The sequence below is a fragment of the Bradyrhizobium sp. CAR08 genome, assembly GCF_052871955.1.
Map to the genome: position 1 here is coordinate 33043 of NZ_JBIXJX010000022.1, position 22389 is coordinate 55431.

The following is a 22389-nucleotide window of genomic DNA, read 5'->3' on the forward strand; positions in this document are numbered from 1 at the left end:
TGCCTTACTTGCTCTCGGCGATCGCGTCCCGGCAGTTCTGGAGCGTCTGCTCTTGGGTCCCGGATGCATCGATGGTCGCCCAACCGACATGGCCGATATTATAGTGCTCTTGCAGCGCGGCAACCTCTTGCGTGGCGTCGGATGCGTCGCCCCGGCGGCCCCCGATCCGCGCCTGCCGGGTCGCGAGGTCTGCAACCAGAAATAGGCCGCTCAGCGGCACGTTGCGCTCGCGCGCCAGGGTGGCAACCGCGTCTCGTTCGTCCTCACGGGCGAACACGCCGTCGATGATCGTTGAATGGCCTTGCGCCAGCACCCTCCCGGCGTGCTGAGCCAATATGTCGTAAACGCGGGCCGTGACCTCCGGTGTGTATGCGGATGCCGGCAGGCGGTCCGTTTCCTCGACCCCGAACATCTGCTTGCGGACGAGATCGCTGCGCAGCACGACGGCCCCCGGCTGCGGCGTAACGTCCGGCGCGAGCGCGCGTGCCAAAATCGTCTTTCCGGTGCCTGACAATCCGCCGACTGCAATCAGCCGGGGAGCGGGCGGTTGGATCAGCGTGCGGGCGAGGCCAAAATAGCGCCGTGCCCCGTCGAGAATACTGGGATCACCGGAATGCGGCGGCTTCAGCCGTGCCAGCGCGACCTGGGCGCGGATCGCCGCCCGGATGGACATGAACAGAGGCAGTGCGGAGAGCGCGTCGAGATTTTCGACTGGAGTCGCGGCGAGATAGCGGTTCAGCACGATATTGGCCGCGCGTGCCTGATTGTGGTGCAACAGATCCATCAATCCGAATGCGAGATCGTAGAGCACGTCGGTGGTTGCGATCCGGGCGTCGAACTCGATGGCGTCGAACAGCACCGGCTTCTCGTCGATCGACACGATGTTCGCAAGATGCAGGTCGCCATGGCAGCGGCGCACGAAGTCTTTTCGGCCGCGCTCTTCGAGCAAAGGTCGGAGGCGGAGGAACATTGCTTGCGAGTCTCTGCCGAGTTCTGCGATCTCTTCGGCTTCGAAATGATTGCCGGTCCGCAGGCCATTGCTGTTGCCATCGATCAGGCCGGGGATGGAGGAAACCCATGCGTTGCCGTCGGCGCAAACAGCCTGCGCATGCGAAGCCGCGATCGCGTCGGCGACAGCCGAGGCAAAAGTGTCATCCAGTGCTCCGGCCTTGGCCAGATGATCCAGCGTCCGGCTTTCGTCGAAGCGCAACATGTCGACCGCATACTCGATCGGCCGGCCGCTTCCGTCCACCTTCACCGATCCATCGGGCTCTTCCGTGATCGCCACGACGCGGTGATAGATCTGCGGCGCCAGCGGCCGGTTGATCCTGATCTCCTCCTCACACGCCGCCTTGCGCTTCTCGAGCGTTGAGTAATCGAGGAATGGAAACTGCACGGCACGCTTGATTTTCAGGGCGCGCCTGCCTTCGAGGAAGACCGAAGCTGCGTGCGTATCGATCCGCCTCACGTTCGGATGACCCGCGGAATTGGTGAGCGCCGCAAAGATCCGGTCCTGGGTCGCAGAATCGTCTGTCATTCCAGCTGGTGCGTCCAGATGCGTCGGAAGCGGCTCACCCCGCGATCAGGGTAATCCATAGAAGCAGATCGCGGCCAGTCCTTGACTTCAGTCAACGCCCGTCTCCTTCCGGCCGGTCGAAGTTCCCGGGCTTGACGAGGATCAAGCGTCCCGACCAAAGCCAGCCTATTCTGGCGCCTGAGGAGAATCCCGATGCCGATCAAGGACGTCTTTCTGCCGCTCGTCGGCCAGCCACGCGGCCCGGCCCTTGCTGCGATCGAGAAATGCGTGGCCGTTGCCGCCGACCTCGGCGCCAGGATCACCGCGATGGCACTTGAGGAGGATGTCTTCGTGCGGCCGAAGGTGATGCTCCCCGATGCGACCGAGGCAAACCGGGCGCTTGGCGCGGGCGACAGTCAGCATCTCCTGGATGCGTTCACCCGCGCAACCTCCCGCACCGGCATTCGCGCTCAAAGCCGGTCGGCCAAGGTGCCGGCAGACCAGATCGCGTCAGTCCTGGCCGAGCACGGACGCTTCAGCGATCTCACGCTGCTCCCCGTGACGCCACACGACAGCCGAACCGAGCACATCATCGAGACGCTGCTGTTCGAATCCGGGCGGCCAGTGCTGCTCTGCCCGGAGCAGCATGTGGACGAGCTGCGACCGGAATTCGAGAACGTCATGATCGCCTGGGATCATTCCGCGCGTGCGGCGCGTGCGGTCGGCGACGCGCTGCCTATCCTTCAGGCAGCAGCCCTAGTCCGCGTGGTGACCGTGGCGGACGACAAGTCCGACGCGATCGTGAAATCCGGCACGGCTCTCGTCGATCATTTGAGGGAACACGGGGTCTACGCCTCGTTCGAAACCGCGAAGGGCAACGGCAGCTCGATTGGCAAGGTGCTCGGAAGCTGGGCGAATTCCCATGCCATCGATGCGATCGTGATGGGCGCCTACCATCATTCGCGCCTGAACGAGATCGTTTGGGGCGGTGTGACAAAGACCGTCATTGGCGAACCACCGTGCTGGGTTATGCTCTCGTACTAGGCGGATCGCCAGTTTATCGGCCTGATCGTCAACCATCGGAACCGCCACCGACCGGGCGCATTTGCTTTCATGTCAATCTATCGTCTGAAGAACCTGCTGTCGCCGCGTTCGGTCGCGCTCGTCGGTGCGAGCGCCCGCCCGGTCTCCGTTGGACGCGCCGTTCTGGAGAACATCCGTAAGGCTGGATTCACGGGACAGTTCGGCCTCGTCAATCCGCGCCATGCCGAGATCGGCGGCGTCGCGGCGGTGGACAGCCTCGATCAATTGCCGTTCGTGCCCGAGCTTGTGATCATCACCGCGCCGGCGCGCGCGGTTCCCGGCATTGTCGATCGAGCCGGGCGGCGCGGCTCGGCGGGTGCCCTGATTGTCTCGGCTGGGCTCGGCCACGGACCGGGATCCCTGCACGAGGCTGCCATCACTGCTGCCCGCAAATACGGCATGCGGCTGATCGGGCCGAACTGCCTGGGCATCATGATGCCCGGCGTGAGCCTCAACGCGAGTTTTGCCGCGCACATGCCGGGGCCCGGGAATCTCGCGCTGATCTCGCAATCGGGCGCGATCGCGGCCGGCATGGTCGATTGGGCCGCGCAGCGCGGCGTCGGCTTCTCCGGCATCGTCTCGATCGGCGATCAAATCGACGTCGATCTTGCCGATCTGCTCGACTATTTCGCGATGGATCACAAGACCCGCGCGATTCTGCTCTACATCGAATCCATCAAGGACGCGCGCAAGTTCATGTCGGCCGCGCGTGCCGCGGCGCGCGTGAAGCCGGTCGTCGTGGTGAAGTCCGGCCGAATGGCGCAGGGCGCGAAGGCGGCCGCCACCCATACCGGTGCGCTCGCGGGGGCCGACGCCGTCTATGACGCGGCGTTCCGCCGCGCGGGCGTCCTGCGGGTCTCCGATCTGCGCGAGCTGTTCGATTGCGCCGAGACGCTCGGCCGCGTCGAGTCGCCGGCGGGAAAGCGCCTCGCCATCCTGACCAATGGCGGCGGCATCGGTGTCCTCGCCATCGATCGATTGGTCGAGCTCGGCGGCATTCCGGCGAGCATCTCGGCGGACGCGCGCAAGAAACTCGACGAGGTGCTGCCGCCGACCTGGTCCGGCGCAAATCCCGTCGACATCGTAGGTGACGCCGATGCGTCGCGCTATGCGGCGGCGCTCGACGTGTTGCTTGCCGATCCCGACAACGATGCGGTCCTCGTCCTCAACGTGCAGACCGCGATCGCCTCGGCTGCCGATATCGCAACGATGGTGACCGAACGCGTCAAGGCATATCTCGAGAAGCACCGCAATTGGGCCAAGCCCGTGCTCGCCTCGTGGATCGGAGCAGACCAGAACATCATCGAAACACTGTCCGGCGCCGGCATCCCGAACTATCCGACCGAGGATGATGCCGTGCGCGGCTTCATGTACCTCGTGAGGCACCGCGAAGTCGTGGAGGAACTGAGCCAAGTTCCACCGGCGATGCCCGAGACTTTCGTGCCGGACGCAGGTGCTGCGAAGCAGATCGTAGCTGCTGCCATCGCAGACGGCCGCCAATGGCTCGAACCCGTCGAGATCAAGCACCTGCTCGAAGCCTACGATATCGCGATGGTGCCCACATACGCCGCGGCCGATGTCGAGCAGGCGGTGGCCTACGCGAAAGACATCTTTGCGCAAGGCGCCACGGTCGTGCTGAAAATCATGTCGCGCGACATCGTCCACAAATCCGATGTCGGCGGCGTCGTGCTCAATCTGACGACGGTCGAGGCGGTGCGCGCCGCCGCTACTGATATTCTCGGTCGGGCGAGAAAGCTGCGTCCCGAAGCTCGCATCGAGGGCGTCATCGTGCAGGCGATGGTGGTGAAGGCGAAGGCGCGCGAGTTGATTCTGGGCCTCGCCGACGATCCGACCTTCGGCACGGTCGTTGTGTTCGGCCGCGGCGGGACCGCGGTCGAGATCATCAACGACAAGGCGCTTGCGCTTCCGCCGCTCGATCTGCAACTGGCCCGCGACCTGATCGACCGCACGCGCGTGTCCCGGCTGCTTCGCGCTTACCGGGACGTGCCGGCGGTGAGGCCCGACGCCGTCGCCATGGTCCTGGTCAAGCTGGCGCAGATGGCCGCCGACATTCCCGAGATCCGCGAATTCGACATCAATCCGCTGCTGGCGGATGAAACCGGCGTGACCGCGGTCGACGCTCGCGTCGCGGTCGGGCCGCCGCAACGGAAGTTTGCCGGCTCCGGCGCCGCCAACTTCGCCGTTCGGGCCTATCCGTCGCAATGGGAGCGCCGCCTCAAGCTCAAGGAGGGCTGGCGGATCTTCGCGCGGCCCCTGCGTCCGGAGGACGAGCCGACCATCCACGCATTCCTGCGTCATGTCACGGCGCACGACCTTCGTCTGCGTTTCTTCGCGCCGATGAAGGAGTTCACCCACGAGTTCATCGCGCGCCTGACCCAGCTCGACTACGCGCGGGCGATGGCCTTTATCGCATTCGACGAGGCGACCGGTGAGATGGTCGGCGTGGTCCGACTCCATTCGGACTCGATCTACGAGAGCGGTGAATATGCGATCCTGCTGCGGTCCGACCTCAAGGGCAAGGGTCTGGGATGGGCCCTGATGCAGCTGATCATCGACTACGCGAGATCGGAGGGCCTCAAAGCGATCTCGGGTGATGTTCTCAGGGAGAACACCACCATGCTGGAGATGTGTCGCCAGCTTGGCTTCGATGTGAAGCCGGATCCGACCGAGCCGGATATCTGCGATGTCAGGCTGAAGCTCTGAGCGCGCCGCTACAGCTGGCCTTGAGACAGGTCAAGCCGGCCGCCCCATGCTAGCCTAGAACTGCCGGCTGAACGGGCCCCGGTTGTCCCGATGAGGTGGAATCGTGAACTCCGAACCGCTGTTGCTGGCGAGGCCCTCCGGCGAAGAGCTGAAATTGTGCCCGGAAGGGCCGTGGATTGCCGCGAACGTGTCGCTGCTGGAGACGTTGTCCCGGTCGGTCGGGGCGGATGTCGATCGATCCAGAGCCGTGACGCTGGACATGTCGGGCGTCAGCGCGCTTGACACGCTCGGCGCCTGGGTCCTGGAAAAGCTTTCGCGCAGGGCTTCATCATCCGGTCAAGCGGCCGAGTTTATCGGTGTCGCCGACCATTTCAGCGGCCTCATGGACGAGGTGCGTCAGGTCAACCGCCACACGCCGCTGCCGGCGCCCGCACCCAACCCGGTTCTGCTCAGACTGAACGATCTCGGCAAGTCCACGGTCGGCGCGCGCGAAGACATCACGATCTTTCTCCAAATGCTGGGCGCGTTGTTCATGGCTGTGATCGGCGTGCTGCGTCGGCCGCGCTCGCTGCGGCTGACATCGCTGATCTATCAGCTCTACCGCATCGGCTGGCAGGCCATCCCCATCGTCGTGCTGATCACCTTCCTGATCGGCGCCATCATCGCCCAGCAGGGATTTTTCCATTTCCGCAGGTTCGGCGCGGAGTCCTACACCGTCGACATGGTCGGCATCCTGGTGCTGCGCGAGCTTGGCGTGTTGATCGTCGCCATCATGGTCGCCGGCCGTTCGGGAAGCGCCTACACCGCCGAGCTCGGCTCGATGAAGATGCGCGAGGAGATCGATGCGCTCTCGACCATGGGCCTTGATCCTGTCCACGTCCTGATTCTGCCGCGGGTTGCGGCCCTGGTGATTGCGCTGCCGATCCTTGCCTTCATCGGATCGATTGCCGCACTCTATGGTGGCGGCCTGGTCGCGCAGTTCTACGGCGGTATGGCGCCGGCGATCTACATCGCGCGGCTGCACGAGGCGATCTCGGTCACCCATTTCGAGGTGGGCATCCTGAAGGCGCCGTTTATGGCGCTGGTGATCGGGGTAGTCGCCTGCAGCGAGGGCTTGCGCGTGAAGGGCAGCGCCGAGTCGCTGGGACGACAGACCACGACGTCGGTGGTCAAGTCGATCTTCCTGGTGATCGTGCTCGACGGCCTGTTCGCGATCTTCTTCGCCTCGATCGGAATGTGATCATGGGCGAATCGCAAGAGCAGTTCGCGATCCGCGTCCGCGACCTCGTGGTCGGCTTCGGCCGACAGACCGTGCTCGATCATCTGTCGCTCGACGTGCGCCGGGGTGAGATCCTCGGGCTCGTGGGGGCGTCCGGTGGCGGCAAGTCGGTGCTGATGCGAACCATCATCGGCCTCATCCCGCGCCAAGGCGGGACCATCGAGGTTACGGGACGGCCAATCGGCGGCCGCACCGAAGGCGCGGCCACGACCTGGGGCATCCTGTTCCAGCAGGGCGCGCTGTTCTCCTCGCTGACGGTCCGGCAGAACATCCAGTTTCCGCTCCGTGAAAATCTCGTCCTGTCGCAGGAGCTGATGGACGAGATCGCGATCGCCAAGCTCGAAATGGTCGGGCTGCGGCCCCAGGATGCCGATAAATATCCGGCGGAGCTATCCGGCGGCATGACCAAGCGCGTGGCGCTGGCGCGCTCGCTCGCGCTCGATCCGCCGATCCTGTTCCTGGACGAGCCGACCTCAGGCCTCGATCCGATCGCGGCGGGCGATTTCGATGCGCTGATCGGGACGCTGCAAAAGACCCTCGGCCTCACCGTGTTCATGGTCACCCATGATCTGGCGAGCCTGACCACGGTCTGCGACCGCGTCGCCGCTCTTGCTGACGGCAAGATCGTGGCGATCGGTCCGATGCGCGAGCTGCTGCAATCCGAGCATCCCTGGGTGCGCGCCTATTTCCACGGCAAGCGCTCGCAGATGCTGCAACACGAGATGAGATGAGACATGGAAACCCGCGCTCCCTACGTGCTGATCGGCAGTTTTGTCCTGGCCGCGATCCTCGCGGTGTTCGGCTTCGTCTATTGGCTGAACAACACCGGCGGGATCGGGCCGCGCACCAGCTATCACGTGCAATTCCAGGGCCCGGTGCCCGGTCTTCTGGTCGGCGCCGGCGTGCTGTTCAACGGCATCCGCGTCGGCGAGGTCACCCAGCTCGGGCTTGCGCCGGACAATCCACGCTTTGTCGATGCGACGATCTCGGTTGCTTCAACCACGCCGGTGCGTGCCGACAGCAGGGTCGGGCTCGATTTCCAGGGGCTGACCGGCGTGCCGGTGGTGACGCTGGAGGGAGGCGTCATCGTCACTAAATCCGGCGAGCCCCCGACCTTGATTGCCGAGGCCGGTGCGGGCCAGAGCATGACGCAGGCCGCGCGCGATGCACTGCGGCGGGTCGACACCGTGCTGGAGGACAATTCGGGCCCGCTGAAGGACACCATCGCCAATCTCAAGACCTTCTCCGACGGGCTTGCGCGCAACACCGGCAAGATCGACGGCATTTTGGCGGGCCTGGAGAAGATGACCGGCGGCGGAACGCCGGCGCAGAAAGTCACCTATGATCTGCGCACGCCGCAGAACCTCGGTCCGGGCGGCAAGACGCTCTCGGCGTCACTGGCCATTCCCGAGCCGACAGCGGTCGCCATGCTCCAGACCCAGCGCATGCTGTTCGCGCCGGGCGGCGATAATCCGGGCTTTGCGGACTTCCTCTGGGCCGACAGCATTCCCAAGCTGATACAGGCGCGTCTGATCGACAGTTTCGAGAACTACGACATCGCCCACGCGCCGTTGCGCACGGCCGATCTCGGGCAGGCGGACTATCAGCTGCTGATCGACATCAGGCGCTTCCGCATTGCCACCGAGGGGGAGACGCGGGTCGAGATCGGGCTGTCGGCGCGGATCGTCGACAAGAACGGCAAGGTGATCGCCTCGCGTCTCGTCGAGACCAGCGAAAAACTCGACAAGATTGTGCCGGCCATGGCGGTCGCAGCGTTCGATACGGCCTTCACGCGCATCGCGAAGGAGCTGATCGGCTGGACGGTGCAGGCGGTGTGACGCCGGCTATTCCAGGGTCTTGAGGTAGGACAGGAGATCGTGGATCTGGTCCGGACTGAGCTCGAAGGCCGGCATGTCGGCGTGGCCGGTGTTGGTGCCCTCAGCCAGCGCCTCCCCAAGGCTCTCGATGGGATAGCGCTGGTGCAGGGCCCGCAGCGGCGATGCGATCTTGAGCGGACTGTTCGACGCACGGTCGATCGCGTGGCAGCGCGCGCAAGGGGCTCGCGCAAAGGCCTTGCCGCGTTGTTCGGCGGTCGTGGCAGCCAGGACAGGCGTCATCAGAAGCAACCCGATCAACCCGTGACGCAGCATTCCTTGCAGCATGTAAAGTGACCCCGTTTAAGTCTGGGAGAAGAATAGGGCGGGGATTCCCTCCAAAATTGATCTGGGTCAACCGGCTTTGGCGCACCGCAGTAAAATGCAGCTGCGCGGCGGGATGGGCCTGATGGGCAGCCGGCGCTTGGAGCGGTCGATGAAGCCCGTAGTCACGATTGAGCCGAACTGGCAGCTCTGCAGCGATTGCGCCGTCCGCGCATCAGCGGTCTGTTCGTCGCTGGATGCGGCCGAGCTTCGGGAATTCGAGCATCTCGGTCGGCGCGTCCATTTTTCCTCAGGCGAGACTGTGTTCTCCGAGGAGGACATCACGACCTCGTTCTACAATCTCCTCGAGGGCGTCATGCGGCTGTACAAGCTGCTGCCCGACGGCCGCCGGCAGATCGTGGGCTTTGCCTTGCCCGGCGATTTCCTGGGGATGAATATTTCTGGCAGGCACAATTTTTCGGCCGATGCGATCGGCGCGGTGACCGTATGCCAGTTCGCGAAGTCACCCTTCGGCCGTTTCATCGAGGACCGGCCGCATCTCCTCAGGCGGATCAACGAGCTGGCGATTCGCGAGCTGAGCCAGGCCCGGGACCACATGGTCCTGCTCGGCCGCCGTTCGGCGGACGAAAAGGTTGCGGCCTTTCTGCTCGGCTGGCGCGAGCGGCTGGTCTCCCTGAAGCGGGCGTTGGACACGGTTCCGCTTCCAATGAGCCGCCAGGACATCGCCGACTACCTCGGCCTGACCATCGAGACCGTTAGCCGCACCTTCACCAAGCTGGAGCGCCACGGCGTGATCGAGATCATTCATGGCGGGATCAGCCTGCTCGATCCGGCGAAGGTCGAGGCCTTGGCCGCAGCCTGATTCCAACGCAGCGCGGCTCGATTTTGATCGGGATCAATGCATTCGGCCGCCTGCCCCGAATAATGCTCAAAACCACAGGGGAGAGCATCATGCCGGCTGACGCGTTGCTTATGAGCACCATTGTCGTGGCAATCTTTGTCACCTTCGCCGGGGCTCTGGTCTGGGCAGACCGGCAAACCAGTGCAGGCCGGCCCGAGTCGGACGTCAAGCGTCGAAGCTTCTGAGATCACCGTCCCATCCTGCGGCGCCCGCGGGGCGGGCTATGCCGTGCGAGTTCGGGAGGCTTGGCAGCGCCTCAACGCAAGGTGGCGTGCCGCACTTGCAACTCTGCATCGACTGGGACGCATTGGCTCATCCTTCGGCTGCCGGCTTCACGCCTGACCGCGGCATTTTCGCCGCGTTTGCCTCAAATAGGGCGCATGCTTTCCGGTTGAAAAACTGGGCTACACTGACTACGCAGGGACCCCAGTGCCTCGCAGTCTTAGGAGCCCAGTGGCGTGCCTCAGGACAAGACCGGCGACGACCCCCGACAAGCGGCGGGGAATAAATTATCGGTCCTGCGCAAGCACCCGATCTTTGCGGATCTGGAGCCGGAGGCGCTGGATCAGCTCTGCCGTTACGCCAAGCACACGACGGTGAAGCGCGGCGCGACGATCGCCGCCAAGGGCGATCCCGGCAACAATCTTTTCGCGGTGATCACAGGGACGGTGAAGATTTCCTCGTCGTCGCCCGACGGCCGTAACGCCATTCTCAATCTGATCGGTCCCGGAGAGATCTTCGGCGAGATCGCGGTGCTCGACGGCGCCCCCAGGTCGGCCGATGCGACCGCCAACACCAATTGCGAGCTCTACATCATCGATCGCCGGGACTTCCTGCCGTTCGTGAAGAGCCAGCCGGCGCTCGCGATGAAATTCATCGAGCTGCTCTGCGCGCGCCTGCGCTGGACCAGTCAGCAGGTCGAGCAGGTGATCCTGCAAAATCTGCCGGGCCGGCTTGCGAGCGCGCTGCTCGGCCTCACCGAAGAGCGCAAGTTCGACTCCGGCAGCGGCACGCTCGCCATCACGCAGCAGGAGATCAGCGAGATGGTGGGGATGACGCGCGAGAGCATCAACAAGCAATTGCGCGCCTGGGCGGGCCGCAACTGGGTTCGCCTCGAGCACGGCGCCATCGTCGTGCTCGACATTAATGCCTTGCGCGAACTCGCCGAGAGCGGGCTCGACAGCTAGCTGTCGATGATCGCGACGGCGCGGGTCCAGCCCGCGGAGGCCCGCTCGATCTTCACCGGAAAGCACGCGACGGTGAACCCGGTCGAAGGCAGCTGGTCGAGATTGTGCAGCTTCTCGAGGTGGCAATAGCCGATGTGCCGCCCCGCCTTGTGGCCCTCCCAGATCAGGCCGGCATCTTTCGTTTCGGCATATTTCTTCGCGGTGTGGACGAACGGTGCGTCCCAGCTCCAGCCGTCGGTGCCGGTCAGCCGCACGCCGCGTTCGAGCAGGTACATGGTGGCCTCGTAGCCCATGCCGCAGCCTGAGCTGACATAATCGGCTTGGCCGAACCTGGCGCCGGCGCCGGTGTTGACGACGACGATCTCCAGCGGCGACAGCGCATGCCCGATCCGCCTCAACTCCTTCTCGACGTCGTCGGCGCTCGCCACGTAGCCGTCGGGCAGATGCCGGAAGTCGAGCTTCACGCCGGGCTGAAAACACCATTCCAGCGGGACCTCGTCGATCGTCCATGACCGCTCGCCGCGATTCATGGTCGGATGGAAGTGCCAGGGCGCATCGAGATGCGTGCCGTTATGGGTCGACAGCGAGACCTGCTCGACGGCCCAGCCCTGGCCGTCCGGCAGATCCTGTGCCGTGAGGCCGTCGAAGAACTGCAGCATCCGCGGCAGGCCCTGCTGGTGATCGATGTACTGGATCGTCGGGTGATTGCCCGGCGGATCCGCCGTCACGTCGTTTCTGAGCGGCACGGAGATGTCGATCAGCTTCCGCGGCATAGGCATTCCTCGGGATGTCCGTTTTGCTTCGCAGCATCTTGAGAGGACCGCACCGGCGGCGTCAAGCAACGCGCATGAACGCTTGCCGCGCCAGACGACATATGATTTCGGAAAAACTGGACGAGGAGCCGGCTGTCTGCCCAAAGCCGGTCTGATCCATCGATGCAACTCTAGCATTGATCGATGCCGGATTTGGCTTGGACAGAGAATGCCGCGCGCCCTAGGGACGACGATGGCGCTTGACTTCACACCGGAAGTGGAGCGACCCAAGGCGGCCCGCAGCATCTGCCCAACGATATAATCACCTCAGGAGGAAGCCCAGATGAAGATACTCACCGGCGTCATCGCAGCCGCTCTGCTGGCGGTCTCAGCCCCCTTGGCGACCGCACGCGATTTCCGTTCCGCCGACATCCATCCCGCCGATTATCCAACCGTCGAGGCCGTCAAGTTCATGGGCAAGCAGCTCGCCGCGGCGAGCGGCGGCAAGCTCGGCGTGAAGGTGTTCCCCAACGGTGCGCTGGGCTCCGAGAAGGACACCATCGAGCAGCTCAAGATCGGCGCCCTCGACATGATGCGGATCAACGCATCGCCCTTGAACAACTTCGTGCCGGAAACCATCGCGTTGTGCCTGCCCTTCATCTTCCGGGACACGCAGCACATGCGCACTGTCCTTGACGGCCCGATCGGCGACGAGATCCTGGCGGCCATGGCGCCCGCAGGCCTGATCGGCCTTGCCTACTACGACAGCGGCGCCCGGTCCATTTACACCGTCAAGGCACCGATCAAGTCGCTCGCGGACGTCAAGGGTCTGAAAATTCGTGTCCAGCAATCCGATCTGTGGGTCGGCATGATCCAGAGCCTCGGGGCCAATCCGACCCCGATGCCCTATGGCGAGGTCTATACCGCTCTCAAGACCGGTCTGGTGGACGCTGCCGAGAACAACTGGCCCTCTTACGAGTCCTCGCGCCACTTCGAGGCCGCCAAGTTCTACAACGTCACCGAGCACTCCCTGGCGCCCGAAGTTCTCGTGATGTCCAAGACGGTCTGGGACACGCTGAGCAAGGAGGACCAGGCGATGGTCCGCAAGGCGGCCAAGGAATCGGTGCCCGTCATGCGCAAGCTCTGGGACGAACGCGAGCAGGCCTCCCGCAAGACGGTCGAAGCGGCCGGCGTTCAGGTCGTGACGATCGCCAACAAGGCGGAATTCGTCGACGCGATGAAGCCGGTGTACGACAAGTTCGCGGGTGACGAGAAGCTGAAGAGCCTCGTCAAGCGTATCCAGGACACGAAGTAAGGCCATAGCGTCGGTCCGGCGTTGCCGACTGGCGACGCCTGACCGACGCATTGGACGCGCGCAAGGAGACTTGCAAGGAGACTTGGATGACAGACCCTCACGTCGCAGACCACGAACTGGACGTTGCCGGACGCCCGTCCACCGGCTTGCTGTCCCGGATCAATGCTCCGGTCGCCCGGCTAGGGATGTATCTGTCGGTGACCGGGCTGCTCGTCATCGTCACCATCGTCTTCTACCAGGTGTTCGGACGCTACGTGCTCAATTCCAGCCCGACCTGGACGGAGAACCTTGCGTTGGTTCTTATCCTGTATGTCACGTTGATCGGCGCCGCCGTCGGCGTCCGCGATGCCGGGCATATCGGCATGGACAGTTTGCTGGTGCTGCTGCCGCATCGCGCGCGGGAGAAGATCGAGCTTGTCATCCACGTCCTGGTCGCCGGCTTCGGCGTCGCGATGGCCTATAACGGCTGGATCCTCGGGGCCTCGGTCGGAACCGTGAAGATCCCCAATCTCGGGCTTCCCGAGGTCATCCGCTACGTGCCGCTGATCGCCTCCGGCGTCCTCATCGTCTCCTTTTCAATCGAGCACATCATCGCTCTCCTGCGCGGCGAAGAGGTCGTCCCCTCATGGAACTGATCATCCTCGGCGCCACTTTTTTCGGCTTCCTGGTCCTCGGCGTACCGGTCGCCTTCGCGATCGGCCTCTCGGCGATTTGCACCATCCTCTACGAAGGCCTGCCGGTCGCGGTCATCTTCCAGCAGATGATGTCGGGGATGAACATCTTCTCCTTCCTCGCCATCCCGTTCTTCGTCTTCAGCGGTGAACTGATGCTGCATGGCGGCGTCGCCGACAAGATCGTGCAGCTCGCCAAGAATCTCGTCGGACACATCCGCGGCGGGCTCGGCATGTCGAACGTGGTCGCCTGCACGCTGTTCGGCGGCGTGTCCGGCTCGCCCGTGGCCGACGTGTCGGCGATGGGGGCGGTGATGATCCCCATGATGAAGAAGGAAGGTTTCGACACCGACTACGCCGTCAACGTCACCACCCATGCCTCGCTGGTCGGAGCACTGATGCCGACCAGTCACAACATGATCATCTATGCGCTCGCCGCCGGCGGCAAGGTCTCGATCGGCGCGCTGATCGCCGCCGGCCTCCTGCCGGCCCTGGTGCTGATGGTGTGCATGCTGGTCGCCGCTTACGCGGTCGCGGTGAAGCGAGGCTATCCGGCCGGCAAGTTCCCGGGCTGGCCCGCGGTTTTTCGCTCGCTCGCAGCCGCTCTGCCCGGCCTTCTGATCGTCGGCATCATCCTGGCGGGCATCCTGTCCGGCGTGTTCACGGCCACCGAATCCGCAGCCGTCGCGGTCACCTACACGATCCTGCTGACGTTCTTCATCTACCGCACCATGACCTTGCCGAACTTCCTGCGCGCCGCGGCCAAGGCGGTGAAGACCACGGGCGTGGTGCTGCTGCTGATCGGCGTGTCCACCATGTTCCAGTATTTGATGGGGCTTTATGAGGTCGCCGACTTCGCCGGCGAGATGATGAGCAAGGTCTCGACGCAGCCCTGGGTCATCTTCCTGCTCATCAACGTCATCCTGTTCGTGCTGGGCACGTTCATGGACATGGCGGCGACCATCCTGATCTGCACGCCGATCTTCCTGCCGATCGCGATGAAGGCGGGCATGGATCCGGTGCAGTTCGGTATGTTGATGCTGATCAACTGCGCGCTCGGGCTGAACACCCCGCCGGTCGGGACGACGCAGTTCGTGGGCTGCGCCATCGGCGGCATCTCGGTGGGCGCGGTGATGCGCACCATCCTGCCGTTCTACGCCGCCCTGATCGCAGCTCTGATGTTCGTGACCTACGTCCCCGCCTTCTCGCTGTGGCTGCCGCGCCTGTTGATGGGCTACAAGGGATAGCAGCAATACAGGAGAATCTATCCGTGACTGACTATCGCAAGCTCTTCGATCTCACCGGCAAGACGGCCGTGGTGCTCGGCGCCGCCTCGGGCATCGGCAAGTCGTCGGCCGAGGCGCTGGCCGGGCTCGGCGCCCGTGTCGTCTGCGCCGATCGCGCGATTGACGCCGCCGAAGCAACTGCCGCCGGCATTCGTGAGAAGGGCGGCTGGGCCGAGGCGGCTGCGTGTGACGCCGCGAGCGCTGCGGACGTCAATGCGCTGGCCAAGACCGTGATGCAGAAATTTTCGCGCCTCGACATCGCGGTGACGACGCCCGGGCTCAACATCCGCAAGACCATCCTCGATTACACCGAGGAGGATCTCGACCGCGTCCTCAACCTCAATATCAAGGGCACGGTCTGGTTCTTCCAGGCCTTCGGCCGCATCATGGTCGAGCAGAAGGGCGGCAGCATCATCGCTTGCTCCTCGGTGCGGGCGGTGACCATCGAGCCCGGCCTCGGCGTCTACGGCTCGACCAAGGCGGCCATCGGCCTGCTGGTGAAGGGCTTTGCCTCCGAGGTCGGACGCTCCGGCGTGCGGGTCAACGCGATCGCGCCGAGCATCGCCGAGACCGCGTTGACGGGCCCGTTCAAGCAGCGTCCCGACATCTACAATCTCTACGCCGGTCACACCGTGTTCAACCGCTGGAGCAGCGCCGACGAGGTCGCGACCGCCGTCGCCTATCTGGCCTCGGACGCCGCGAGCTATGTCAGCGGCAGCACGCTGTTCGTCGATGGCGGCTGGACTGCCGTCGACGGGCCGCCGACCGGCCTCACCCAGTTGCACACCTAGGGCGGGTTACCTAGCCTGTAAAGCCGGCGCGCTGGCGCAGATCCTTGCGGTTTGCGCCTGTCAGCAACGCGATCAGCGCGGCCGCCTCTTGCGGATGTGCGGCCCGCGTGGTCACGCCGGCCGTGTACATCGTCACGAGCTCGCAGCCCGGCGGCAGCGCTCCTGACAGTGCGATGCCGTCGGTCGCGATGATTTCGGTGGCCTGGGTGCAGCCGATCGGATGCGCGGCGCTGGATGCCGCAAGCTCCCGCATCGCGGTCGCGCCGTTGGAAAAGATCTTGAGGTGCGAGGCGACCTCGTAGGCGATGCCGAGCTGATCCAGGACCTTTGCGACATGCTGTCCGGCGGTCGAGGCTTTCGTGTCCGGGACGTAGATCGCATCGGCGCTGCGCAGTACTTCGCGCAGATCGGCTTCAGTCTTCACTGTCACCCTGGGATCGCGGCTGCGGACCGCCAGCGCGGTTTCGACTCGCCCGACATCCGAGATCGAGGCGGGACTGACGAGCTGCTCTTCGGCAAGCTTTGCAAGCAGCGCCTGCGTCAGGATCACCAGATCGGCCGCCGTCCCCGCGCGCAGCTTGTCGGCCATGATGCCGACCGCGCCGAACTCGCCGTCGATGCCGAAGCCGGTCTGCGTCTTGAAGGGATCGCTGAGGCCGCGCACCAGGCCTTGCGCCGCGCCTCCGCTCAAAATGCTCAGTGTCGTCACGATGCCAGCTCCATGGCTGCAATGATCTTGTCGCGGGTGATCGGCAGGTCGCGCACGCGCACGCCGAGGCAATCGTAAACGGCATTTGCGATCGCTGCCGTCACCGGGCCGTGGGCGGCCTCGCCGGCGCCGACGGGCTCGATCTCCGGCCGCTGCACGATCTCGACATCCACCATTGGCACCTCGCTGAAGGTGAGGATCGGATAGTCGGTCCAGGACGTCGATGTGACGCGCGTGCGGTCGAAGCGGACGCGCTCCTTCAGCACCCAGCTCGTCGCCTGGATCGCGCCGCCCTCGATCTGGTTGATGACGCCGTCCGGGTTGATGGCCTCGCCGACATCGACCGCCAGCGTCAGCCGCTTGACGCGGATGTCTTCAGTGCCTTCGACCTCCGCAATGGCGGCGCAATAGGCCCCCATGTTCTTGTAGCGGGCGAAGCCGACGCCATGACCGATGCCGGACTTCTTTTGCGGTTTCCACTGCGCGCGTCGTGCCGCGGCCCGGATGACGTCCTTCGCGCGTTCGTCGCGCAGATGGCGCAAGCGGAACGCGATCGGGTCTTCGCCGCGCAGGGCGGCGACCTCGTCGAGCAGGGACTCGATGGCGAACACATTGCCTTGTCCGCCGAGTGTGCGCAGCGCCGAGGTCCGCACCGGCATCGTCAGCAGCCGGTGGCTCGTGACCGTCCAGGACGGGAGGTCGTAGAGCGGAACGGAGTTGCGGTCGCCGCCGCCGCCATTGGCTGGGGGCGGATTGGTCGAGATGAAGCGCGGGTAGGGGTTCGTAATCTCGGTTGCGGCGAGCAGCGCGGGCTGCGCCGCGCGCCCCGGCCGCGCCGCGTGGCCGTTGCTCCAGATCGCATGGCGCCAACCGACGATCTCGTTGTCCGCATCGAGATCGGCCTCGATCTCGATCGCCATCGCCGCGCCAAACGGCGCCTGCGACATTTCGTCGTAGCGTGACCATTGCACCCGCACCGGACGGCCGCCGGCAGCCTTCGCCAGCAGCACGGCATCCAGCGCGACATCGTCAGCGGCATTGTGTCCGTAGCAGCCCGCGCCTTCCATGTGCTCGACCACGATGTTTTCTGCCGGCAGCTCGAGCACGATCGCAAGATCAGCGCGCAGCAGGTAGACGCCCTGGCTGTGCGTCCACACGTGGACGCGGTCACCGTCCCATCGGGCCATCGCACAGGATGGCGCGATCGAGGCATGCGCGATGTAGGGACGGATGTATTGCCGGCGGAGGGTGCGAGCAGCCTCCTTTATCGTTGCCGCAGTCGTCCGGACATCGATCACGGTGGTCTCGACCGGCTGGCTCTTCAAGAACCCGGCCAGATCATTTTCATCGGGCAGCGGCTCGCCGGCCGACCATGTCCCGCCCTTGCGCAAGGCTTTCAGCGCGGCTTCCGCCGCTGCCTCGCTGTCGGCGACCACGCCGGAAAAACCGCCATCGCGGACGATCGCGACGAGGCCGGGAACGGCTCTCGTCGCCGTCTCGTCGAGCGCGATCAGCCTGGCGCCCGAGATGTCCGGCCGCAGCACGCGTCCGTGCAGCAAGTCCGGCAGCGGACAGTCATGGATAAAGCGCGCCCGTGCCAACACCTTGTCGGGAATGTCGAAACGCTGGACCGAATGTCCGGCCACAGTGCGCTTGGCGACAATCTTCGCCGTCGCGCCCGCATTGGCGTCGCGGTCGAGCGAAACGTCGCAGGCCAACTCCCAATAGCTGGTCCTGACATTGCCGGGGCCCGAGATCGTGCCGTCATCGATCTCGAGCAGCGATGCATCGACGCCGAGACGTTCGGATGCCGCGGCGAGGAAGCGCTGGCGGACCTCGGCACAGGCGTGGCGCAGCGCGCGGCCGGACTGCTGGATCGAAAGGCTGCCCGAGGTGACGCCCTCGTTCGGGCTCGCCACCGTGGAGGCGCGGATCATCTCGATGCGGCCAATATCGACGTCGAGCTCGTCGGCTGCGATCTGCGCCAGGGCCGTGACGATGCCCTGTCCGATCTCGACCTTGCCGGGCGAGATCGCCACACGGCCCTCGCCGATGAGCTTCACCCAGGATGACAGCTTGGGATTGGCCGCAAGGCTGACCGGCAGTGTCGGGGCAGGGGACGGCACATTCATGATGTCGCCATCTCCGCGGCCGCCCGCAACACGGCCCGGACTATGCGGTTGTGCGATCCGCAGCGGCACAGATTGCGATCGAGCGCGGCTCTCACCTCGGCCTCCGTCGGCGACGGATTGCGCTTCAGCAGCGCCGCCGCGCTGATCAGGATTCCTGATACGCAATAGCCGCATTGCATCGCCTGCTCGGAGATAAAGGCGCGTTGCAGCGGATGCGGTTGCTCCGCGGTGCCGAGGCCTTCCACCGTGACGACCTCCTTGTTGGCGACCGACCACATCGGCATGTCGCAGGAGGCCATCGCGCGATCACCGACCATGACATGGCAAGCGCCGCACTCGCCGGCCCCGCAGCCGAAATGCGGACTTGTGACGCCGAGCCGGCCGCGCAGCACATCCAGCAGCGTCTGATCCGGATCGGTCTCGACGGCCGTCGCCGTGCCGTTGAGCTGGAACTGAATGGTCGGCATTGTCGCGCTACGGCCTCAGGACTTGTCGAACTTCTTGACGACATCGGCCCATTTCTCGATGTCGCCGCGCAGGAATTTGTCGAATTGCTCCGGCGTCATCGACATGGGCACCGCGCCCTGCGCAGTCCAGAGCTTGACGATGTCGGGACGCTTCACCATTGCGTTCACGGCGGCATTGAGCTTGTCGATCACGGGTTTCGGCGTGCCGGCCGGAGCCATCAGGCCGAGCCAGATCGTGGCTTCATAGCCTGCGACACCCGCCTCGATCGCTGTCGGCACATTCGGCAGCACGGCTGAGCGCTGCTTGCCGGTGGTCGCGAGCGCGCGGACCTGATTCTCGCCGATGTTCGGCGCCATTGCCGGCACCGCATCGATCATCATCTGCACCTGCCCGCCGATCACGCCACTGCGGGCCTCGCCACTGTTGCGGTAGGGGACATGGACGAGATCGATGCCGGCCATCGCTTTGAACAGTTCGCCGGCCATGTGATAGGGCGTGCCCTGGCCGGAGGAGGCGTAGTTCAATTTGCCCGGCTGCGACTTGGCGAGCGCGACGAACTCCTGCAGCGTCTTCGCTGGAACTTGCGGGTTCACCACGATGACGAGATCGGAAGCGTTCACCGGCGCGATCGGCGCGAGGTCGCGCATCAGCTCGTATTTGCGCTTGTCCGGCGTCAGCAGGGATTCGTTCGCGGTCTGGGTGTTGGACATCATCAACAGCGTGTAGCCGTCGGCGGGCGACTTCGCCGCTTCGACCGTGCCGATGACGCCGCCCGCGCCGGTGCGGTTCTCGATCACGAGGGGCTGGCCAAAACTCTCCTGGAGCGCATTGCCGATCTGCCGGGCCGCGACATCGGCCGGCCCGCCGGCGCCGAAGGGCACGACGATCCGGACCGAATGGTTGGGATAGTCCTGCGCCAGGGACGGGGTCGCGGAGAAGGCGCTGAGCAGGCCGGCGGCCAGCGCCAGCGTGAATTGTCGGGCCGTCACACCCACCTCCCTGATGTCGTTCTTGTTGGCCGGCACTGTAGCGGCAGGGAAGGCGGACTGTCGACGCCTCACAAGGCCGATGCTGCCTGGAATATCCGACGGTTTTCGGTGTGGCGGCGCCGCTCTTCGCGGTCGCGGCAGGAACCGGCGGCGCACGCGGTCTGAGCAAATCGCATGGGCGTTGCCGGATAAATACCCTCGGCTGACAGGTATTTTGGTGTTACCAAATTGGACATGAACCAGCACGCCAAGATCGAAATCCGCCATTCGACCTGTCCGCATGATTGCCCGTCGGCCTGTGCCCTCGACATCGAGGTGGTCGAGGGGCGCAGCATCGGTCGTGTCCGCGGTTCGAAAAAGCAGACCTATACGGCCGGCGTGGTCTGCGCCAAGGTCGCCCGTTATGCCGAGCGCATCCATCACCCCGATCGGGTGACCTATCCGATGCGCCGCACCGGGCCGAAGGGCTCCGGTCAGTTCGCGCGGATCAGCTGGGACGAGGCGCTGGACGAGATTGCGGATCGCTTCAACCAGGCCGAGCGCGAATTCGGCGCGGAGTCAATCTGGCCCTATTATTACGCCGGCACAATGGGGCTGGTGATGCGCGACGGTCTCAACCGCCTCACCCATGTGAAGAAATATTCGCGGTTCTATCAGACCATCTGCGCCAATGTCGGCCGCATCGGGTTCGCGATCGGCACCGGCAAGATCGCCGGCGTCGATCCGCGCGAGATGGCGCTGTCCGATCTGGTGGTGATCTGGGGCACCAACCCCGTCAACACGCAGGTCAACGTGATGACGCACGCCGCCCGTGCCCGGAAGGAGCGTGGCGCCAAGATCGCGGCCGTCGACATCTACGACAACGAGACCATGAAGCAGGCGGATATCAAGATCATCCTGCGGCCCGGCACCGACGGCGCGTTCGCCTGCGGCGTGATGCACGTCCTGTTCCGCGACGGCTATGCCGATCGCGCCTATATGGACAAGTACACCGACTGCCCTGATGAGCTCGAGGCGCATCTGAAGACGCGCACGGCCGAATGGGCGTCGGCGATCTCGGGCGTGCCGGTGGCGGAGATCGAGGCTTTTGCCAGATTGGTCGGCGAGACCAAGCGGACCTTCTTCCGGCTCGGCTACGGCTTCACCCGCTCGCGCAACGGCGCGGCGCAGATGCATGCTGCAAACTGCATTCCCGCGGTGACCGGCGCCTGGCAATATGAAGGCGGCGGCGCCTTCTTCAACAATTACGCGCTGTGGCACTTCAACGAATCCATCATCGAAGGCCACGACGCCATCGACCCGACCATCCGCGCGCTCGACCAGTCGCAGATCGGCCGCATCCTGACCGGCGATTCCAAGGCTCTGCACGGCAAGGGTCCGGTCAAGGCGCTGCTGATCCAGAACACAAACCCGATGACGGTGGCACCGGAACAGGCACTGGTGCGGCAGGGGTTTGCGCGCGAGGATCTGTTCGTCGCGGTGCACGAGCAGTTCATGACCGAGACGGCCGAGATGGCCGACATCGTGCTGCCGGCGACGATGTTCATGGAGCATGACGATCTCTATTACGGTGGCGGGCACCAGCACATCTCGGTCGGCCCGAAGCTGATCGACCCGCCCGGCGAGTGCCGCTCCAACCACGAGGTTTTGCAGGCGCTGGCGCCGCGGCTTAGCGCCAGGCATCCAGGGTTCGAGCTGACGCCGCGTGAGTTGATCGACGCGACGCTGAAGCTGAGCGACCACGGCGACATTGCCGGCCTCGAAGCCGATCTCTGGCGCGACCTGCAGCCGGACTTCCGCACGTCGCATTATCTCGACGGCTTCGCCCATGCCGACAGGAAATTCCATTTCAAAGCGGATTGGGCGCATCCGCCGTTCGGCCAGACGATGGGTGACTTCGACAAGATGCCGTCTCTGCCGGACCATTGGGCCGTGATCGAGCATTCCGACCAGGCCCATCCGTTCCGGCTTGCCACGAGCCCGTCGCGCAGCTTCCTCAACACCACCTTCAACGAGACGCCGTCCTCCCAGGCGCGCGAGGGCAAGGCGAGCGTGATGATCCATCCCCTGGATGCGGCCGCGCTCGACATCGCCCATGGCGACGCCGTGACGCTCGGCAACACCCGCGGCGAGACAACGCTGATCGCCACGCTGTTCGAGGGCGTGCGCCGGGGCGTGCTGATCGCGGAGTCCGTTCATCCCAACAAGAACCATATCGGTAACCGCGGCATCAACATGCTGACGGGCGCGGACACCATCGCGCCGATCGGCGGCGCCGCTTTCCACGACAACAAGGTCTGGATCAGGAAAGCGGTGGCGGCCTGATCCGCAACATGCCTTCGATCGCGTTACAGTTTGTGTCGAGACGCTAAAGCGGCGCCGCGCCGCAAATTGCCCTTGCACCTTTGGCCCGAGCTGCCGCAAATG

The 22389-nt window shown here is 64.8% G+C and carries 19 protein-coding genes; 12 read left to right on the forward strand and 7 right to left on the reverse strand.

What is annotated here, in order from left to right; genetic code table 11:
* Window positions 1-4 precede the first annotated feature (4 nt).
* The gene (locus ACIPUD_RS33255; RefSeq protein ID WP_446482319.1) at window positions 5-1537 is read right to left on the reverse strand and encodes a bifunctional aminoglycoside phosphotransferase/ATP-binding protein; all 1533 of its coding nucleotides are present in this window, start codon (window positions 1535-1537) and stop codon (window positions 5-7) included.
* 192 nt (window positions 1538-1729) lie between these two features.
* On the opposite strand from ACIPUD_RS33255, the gene ACIPUD_RS33260 reads away from it, so the two are divergent.
* The 5 genes from ACIPUD_RS33260 to ACIPUD_RS33280 all read left to right on the forward strand — a co-directional run bounded on the left by ACIPUD_RS33260 (window position 1730) and on the right by ACIPUD_RS33280 (window position 8440).
* Window positions 1730-2560, forward strand: a complete 831-nt coding sequence (locus ACIPUD_RS33260) for a universal stress protein (RefSeq protein WP_446482320.1) — start codon at window positions 1730-1732, stop codon at window positions 2558-2560.
* A gap of 69 nt (window positions 2561-2629) precedes the next feature.
* A complete protein-coding gene (locus tag ACIPUD_RS33265; protein WP_446482321.1) occupies window positions 2630-5323 on the forward strand; it encodes a bifunctional acetate--CoA ligase family protein/GNAT family N-acetyltransferase in 2694 nt (897 codons plus the stop codon).
* Between the two features lie 103 nt (window positions 5324-5426).
* Window positions 5427-6563 carry an ABC transporter permease gene (locus ACIPUD_RS33270; RefSeq protein WP_446482322.1) on the forward strand — a complete coding sequence of 379 codons (1137 nt, stop codon included), beginning with the start codon at window positions 5427-5429 and terminating at the stop codon, window positions 6561-6563.
* Between the two features lie 2 nt (window positions 6564-6565).
* Complete coding sequence (locus ACIPUD_RS33275) at window positions 6566-7333, forward strand: ABC transporter ATP-binding protein (protein WP_446482323.1); 768 nt, start codon at window positions 6566-6568, stop codon at window positions 7331-7333.
* Window positions 7334-7336: 3 nt separating this feature from the next.
* A complete protein-coding gene (locus ACIPUD_RS33280) occupies window positions 7337-8440 on the forward strand; it encodes an ABC-type transport auxiliary lipoprotein family protein (RefSeq protein WP_446482324.1) in 1104 nt (367 codons plus the stop codon).
* A gap of 6 nt (window positions 8441-8446) precedes the next feature.
* Here ACIPUD_RS33280 and ACIPUD_RS33285 read toward each other — a convergent pair whose 3' ends face one another.
* Complete coding sequence (locus tag ACIPUD_RS33285) at window positions 8447-8764, reverse strand: c-type cytochrome (RefSeq protein WP_446482325.1); 318 nt, start codon at window positions 8762-8764, stop codon at window positions 8447-8449.
* 148 nt (window positions 8765-8912) lie between these two features.
* On the opposite strand from ACIPUD_RS33285, the gene ACIPUD_RS33290 reads away from it, so the two are divergent.
* Entirely contained in the window at window positions 8913-9623 is a 711-nt protein-coding gene (locus ACIPUD_RS33290) for a helix-turn-helix domain-containing protein (RefSeq protein ID WP_247372922.1), read from the forward strand.
* A gap of 497 nt (window positions 9624-10120) precedes the next feature.
* Window positions 10121-10849: a Crp/Fnr family transcriptional regulator gene (locus ACIPUD_RS33295; RefSeq protein ID WP_018454810.1), complete on the forward strand. Its 729-nt coding sequence runs from the start codon at window positions 10121-10123 to the stop codon at window positions 10847-10849.
* On the opposite strand, the gene ACIPUD_RS33300 is transcribed toward ACIPUD_RS33295, so the two are convergent.
* Window positions 10846-11622, reverse strand: a complete 777-nt coding sequence (locus tag ACIPUD_RS33300) for a cyclase family protein (RefSeq protein WP_162496280.1) — start codon at window positions 11620-11622, stop codon at window positions 10846-10848. The two genes, ACIPUD_RS33295 and ACIPUD_RS33300, sit on opposite strands and share 4 nt — an antisense overlap.
* A 322-nt stretch (window positions 11623-11944) precedes the next feature.
* Between ACIPUD_RS33300 and ACIPUD_RS33305 the strand changes: the two genes are divergently transcribed.
* The 4 genes from ACIPUD_RS33305 (at window position 11945) to ACIPUD_RS33320 (ending at window position 15664) form a co-directional block, all read left to right on the forward strand.
* The gene (locus ACIPUD_RS33305) at window positions 11945-12916 is read left to right on the forward strand and encodes a TRAP transporter substrate-binding protein (protein ID WP_085349491.1); all 972 of its coding nucleotides are present in this window, start codon (window positions 11945-11947) and stop codon (window positions 12914-12916) included.
* Window positions 12917-13002: 86 nt separating this feature from the next.
* Window positions 13003-13551 (forward strand): TRAP transporter small permease, encoded by a 549-nt coding sequence (locus ACIPUD_RS33310; RefSeq protein WP_446482326.1) that lies wholly within the window; start codon window positions 13003-13005, stop codon window positions 13549-13551.
* Window positions 13542-14834: a TRAP transporter large permease gene (locus ACIPUD_RS33315; RefSeq protein WP_247297019.1), complete on the forward strand. Its 1293-nt coding sequence runs from the start codon at window positions 13542-13544 to the stop codon at window positions 14832-14834. The genes ACIPUD_RS33310 and ACIPUD_RS33315 overlap by 10 nt, the downstream gene beginning before the upstream one ends.
* Window positions 14835-14857: 23 nt before the next feature.
* A complete protein-coding gene (locus ACIPUD_RS33320; protein WP_085360076.1) occupies window positions 14858-15664 on the forward strand; it encodes an SDR family NAD(P)-dependent oxidoreductase in 807 nt (268 codons plus the stop codon).
* Between the two features lie 10 nt (window positions 15665-15674).
* Here ACIPUD_RS33320 and ACIPUD_RS33325 read toward each other — a convergent pair whose 3' ends face one another.
* From ACIPUD_RS33325 to ACIPUD_RS33340, 4 genes are read right to left on the reverse strand one after another with little or no spacing between them, the layout of a single operon-like run.
* Window positions 15675-16373 (reverse strand): molybdate ABC transporter substrate-binding protein, encoded by a 699-nt coding sequence (locus ACIPUD_RS33325; protein ID WP_446482327.1) that lies wholly within the window; start codon window positions 16371-16373, stop codon window positions 15675-15677.
* Window positions 16370-18505, reverse strand: coding sequence for a molybdopterin cofactor-binding domain-containing protein (locus tag ACIPUD_RS33330; RefSeq protein WP_446482328.1), 2136 nt, complete (start codon window positions 18503-18505; stop codon window positions 16370-16372). The genes ACIPUD_RS33325 and ACIPUD_RS33330 overlap by 4 nt, the downstream gene beginning before the upstream one ends.
* Window positions 18502-18972, reverse strand: a complete 471-nt coding sequence (locus tag ACIPUD_RS33335) for a (2Fe-2S)-binding protein (protein WP_446482329.1) — start codon at window positions 18970-18972, stop codon at window positions 18502-18504. Before ACIPUD_RS33335 ends, ACIPUD_RS33330 begins: the two co-directional genes overlap by 4 nt.
* A gap of 15 nt (window positions 18973-18987) precedes the next feature.
* Window positions 18988-19962 carry a tripartite tricarboxylate transporter substrate binding protein gene (locus tag ACIPUD_RS33340; protein WP_446482330.1) on the reverse strand — a complete coding sequence of 325 codons (975 nt, stop codon included), beginning with the start codon at window positions 19960-19962 and terminating at the stop codon, window positions 18988-18990.
* Between the two features lie 234 nt (window positions 19963-20196).
* Here ACIPUD_RS33340 and ACIPUD_RS33345 point away from each other — a divergent pair, with 234 nt between their 5' ends.
* Window positions 20197-22287, forward strand: coding sequence for a molybdopterin-dependent oxidoreductase (locus tag ACIPUD_RS33345; RefSeq protein ID WP_446482331.1), 2091 nt, complete (start codon window positions 20197-20199; stop codon window positions 22285-22287).
* Window positions 22288-22389 lie beyond the last annotated feature (102 nt).

What these genes read in the sequence shown, in the direction of transcription:
- ACIPUD_RS33255 (WP_446482319.1), bottom strand. Translation starts at nt 1,537, where the DNA reads ATGACAGACGATTCTGCGACCCAGGACCGGATCTTTGCGGCGCTCACC.
- ACIPUD_RS33260 (WP_446482320.1), top strand. Translation starts at nt 1,730, where the DNA reads ATGCCGATCAAGGACGTCTTTCTGCCGCTCGTCGGCCAGCCACGCGGC.
- ACIPUD_RS33265 (WP_446482321.1), top strand. Translation starts at nt 2,630, where the DNA reads ATGTCAATCTATCGTCTGAAGAACCTGCTGTCGCCGCGTTCGGTCGCG.
- ACIPUD_RS33275 (WP_446482323.1), top strand. Translation starts at nt 6,566, where the DNA reads ATGGGCGAATCGCAAGAGCAGTTCGCGATCCGCGTCCGCGACCTCGTG.
- ACIPUD_RS33280 (WP_446482324.1), top strand. Translation starts at nt 7,337, where the DNA reads ATGGAAACCCGCGCTCCCTACGTGCTGATCGGCAGTTTTGTCCTGGCC.
- ACIPUD_RS33285 (WP_446482325.1), bottom strand. Translation starts at nt 8,764, where the DNA reads ATGCTGCAAGGAATGCTGCGTCACGGGTTGATCGGGTTGCTTCTGATG.
- ACIPUD_RS33290 (WP_247372922.1), top strand. Translation starts at nt 8,913, where the DNA reads ATGAAGCCCGTAGTCACGATTGAGCCGAACTGGCAGCTCTGCAGCGAT.
- ACIPUD_RS33300 (WP_162496280.1), bottom strand. Translation starts at nt 11,622, where the DNA reads ATGCCGCGGAAGCTGATCGACATCTCCGTGCCGCTCAGAAACGACGTG.
- ACIPUD_RS33305 (WP_085349491.1), top strand. Translation starts at nt 11,945, where the DNA reads ATGAAGATACTCACCGGCGTCATCGCAGCCGCTCTGCTGGCGGTCTCA.
- ACIPUD_RS33310 (WP_446482326.1), top strand. Translation starts at nt 13,003, where the DNA reads ATGACAGACCCTCACGTCGCAGACCACGAACTGGACGTTGCCGGACGC.
- ACIPUD_RS33315 (WP_247297019.1), top strand. Translation starts at nt 13,542, where the DNA reads ATGGAACTGATCATCCTCGGCGCCACTTTTTTCGGCTTCCTGGTCCTC.
- ACIPUD_RS33330 (WP_446482328.1), bottom strand. Translation starts at nt 18,505, where the DNA reads ATGAATGTGCCGTCCCCTGCCCCGACACTGCCGGTCAGCCTTGCGGCC.
- ACIPUD_RS33335 (WP_446482329.1), bottom strand. Translation starts at nt 18,972, where the DNA reads ATGCCGACCATTCAGTTCCAGCTCAACGGCACGGCGACGGCCGTCGAG.
- ACIPUD_RS33345 (WP_446482331.1), top strand. Translation starts at nt 20,197, where the DNA reads ATGAACCAGCACGCCAAGATCGAAATCCGCCATTCGACCTGTCCGCAT.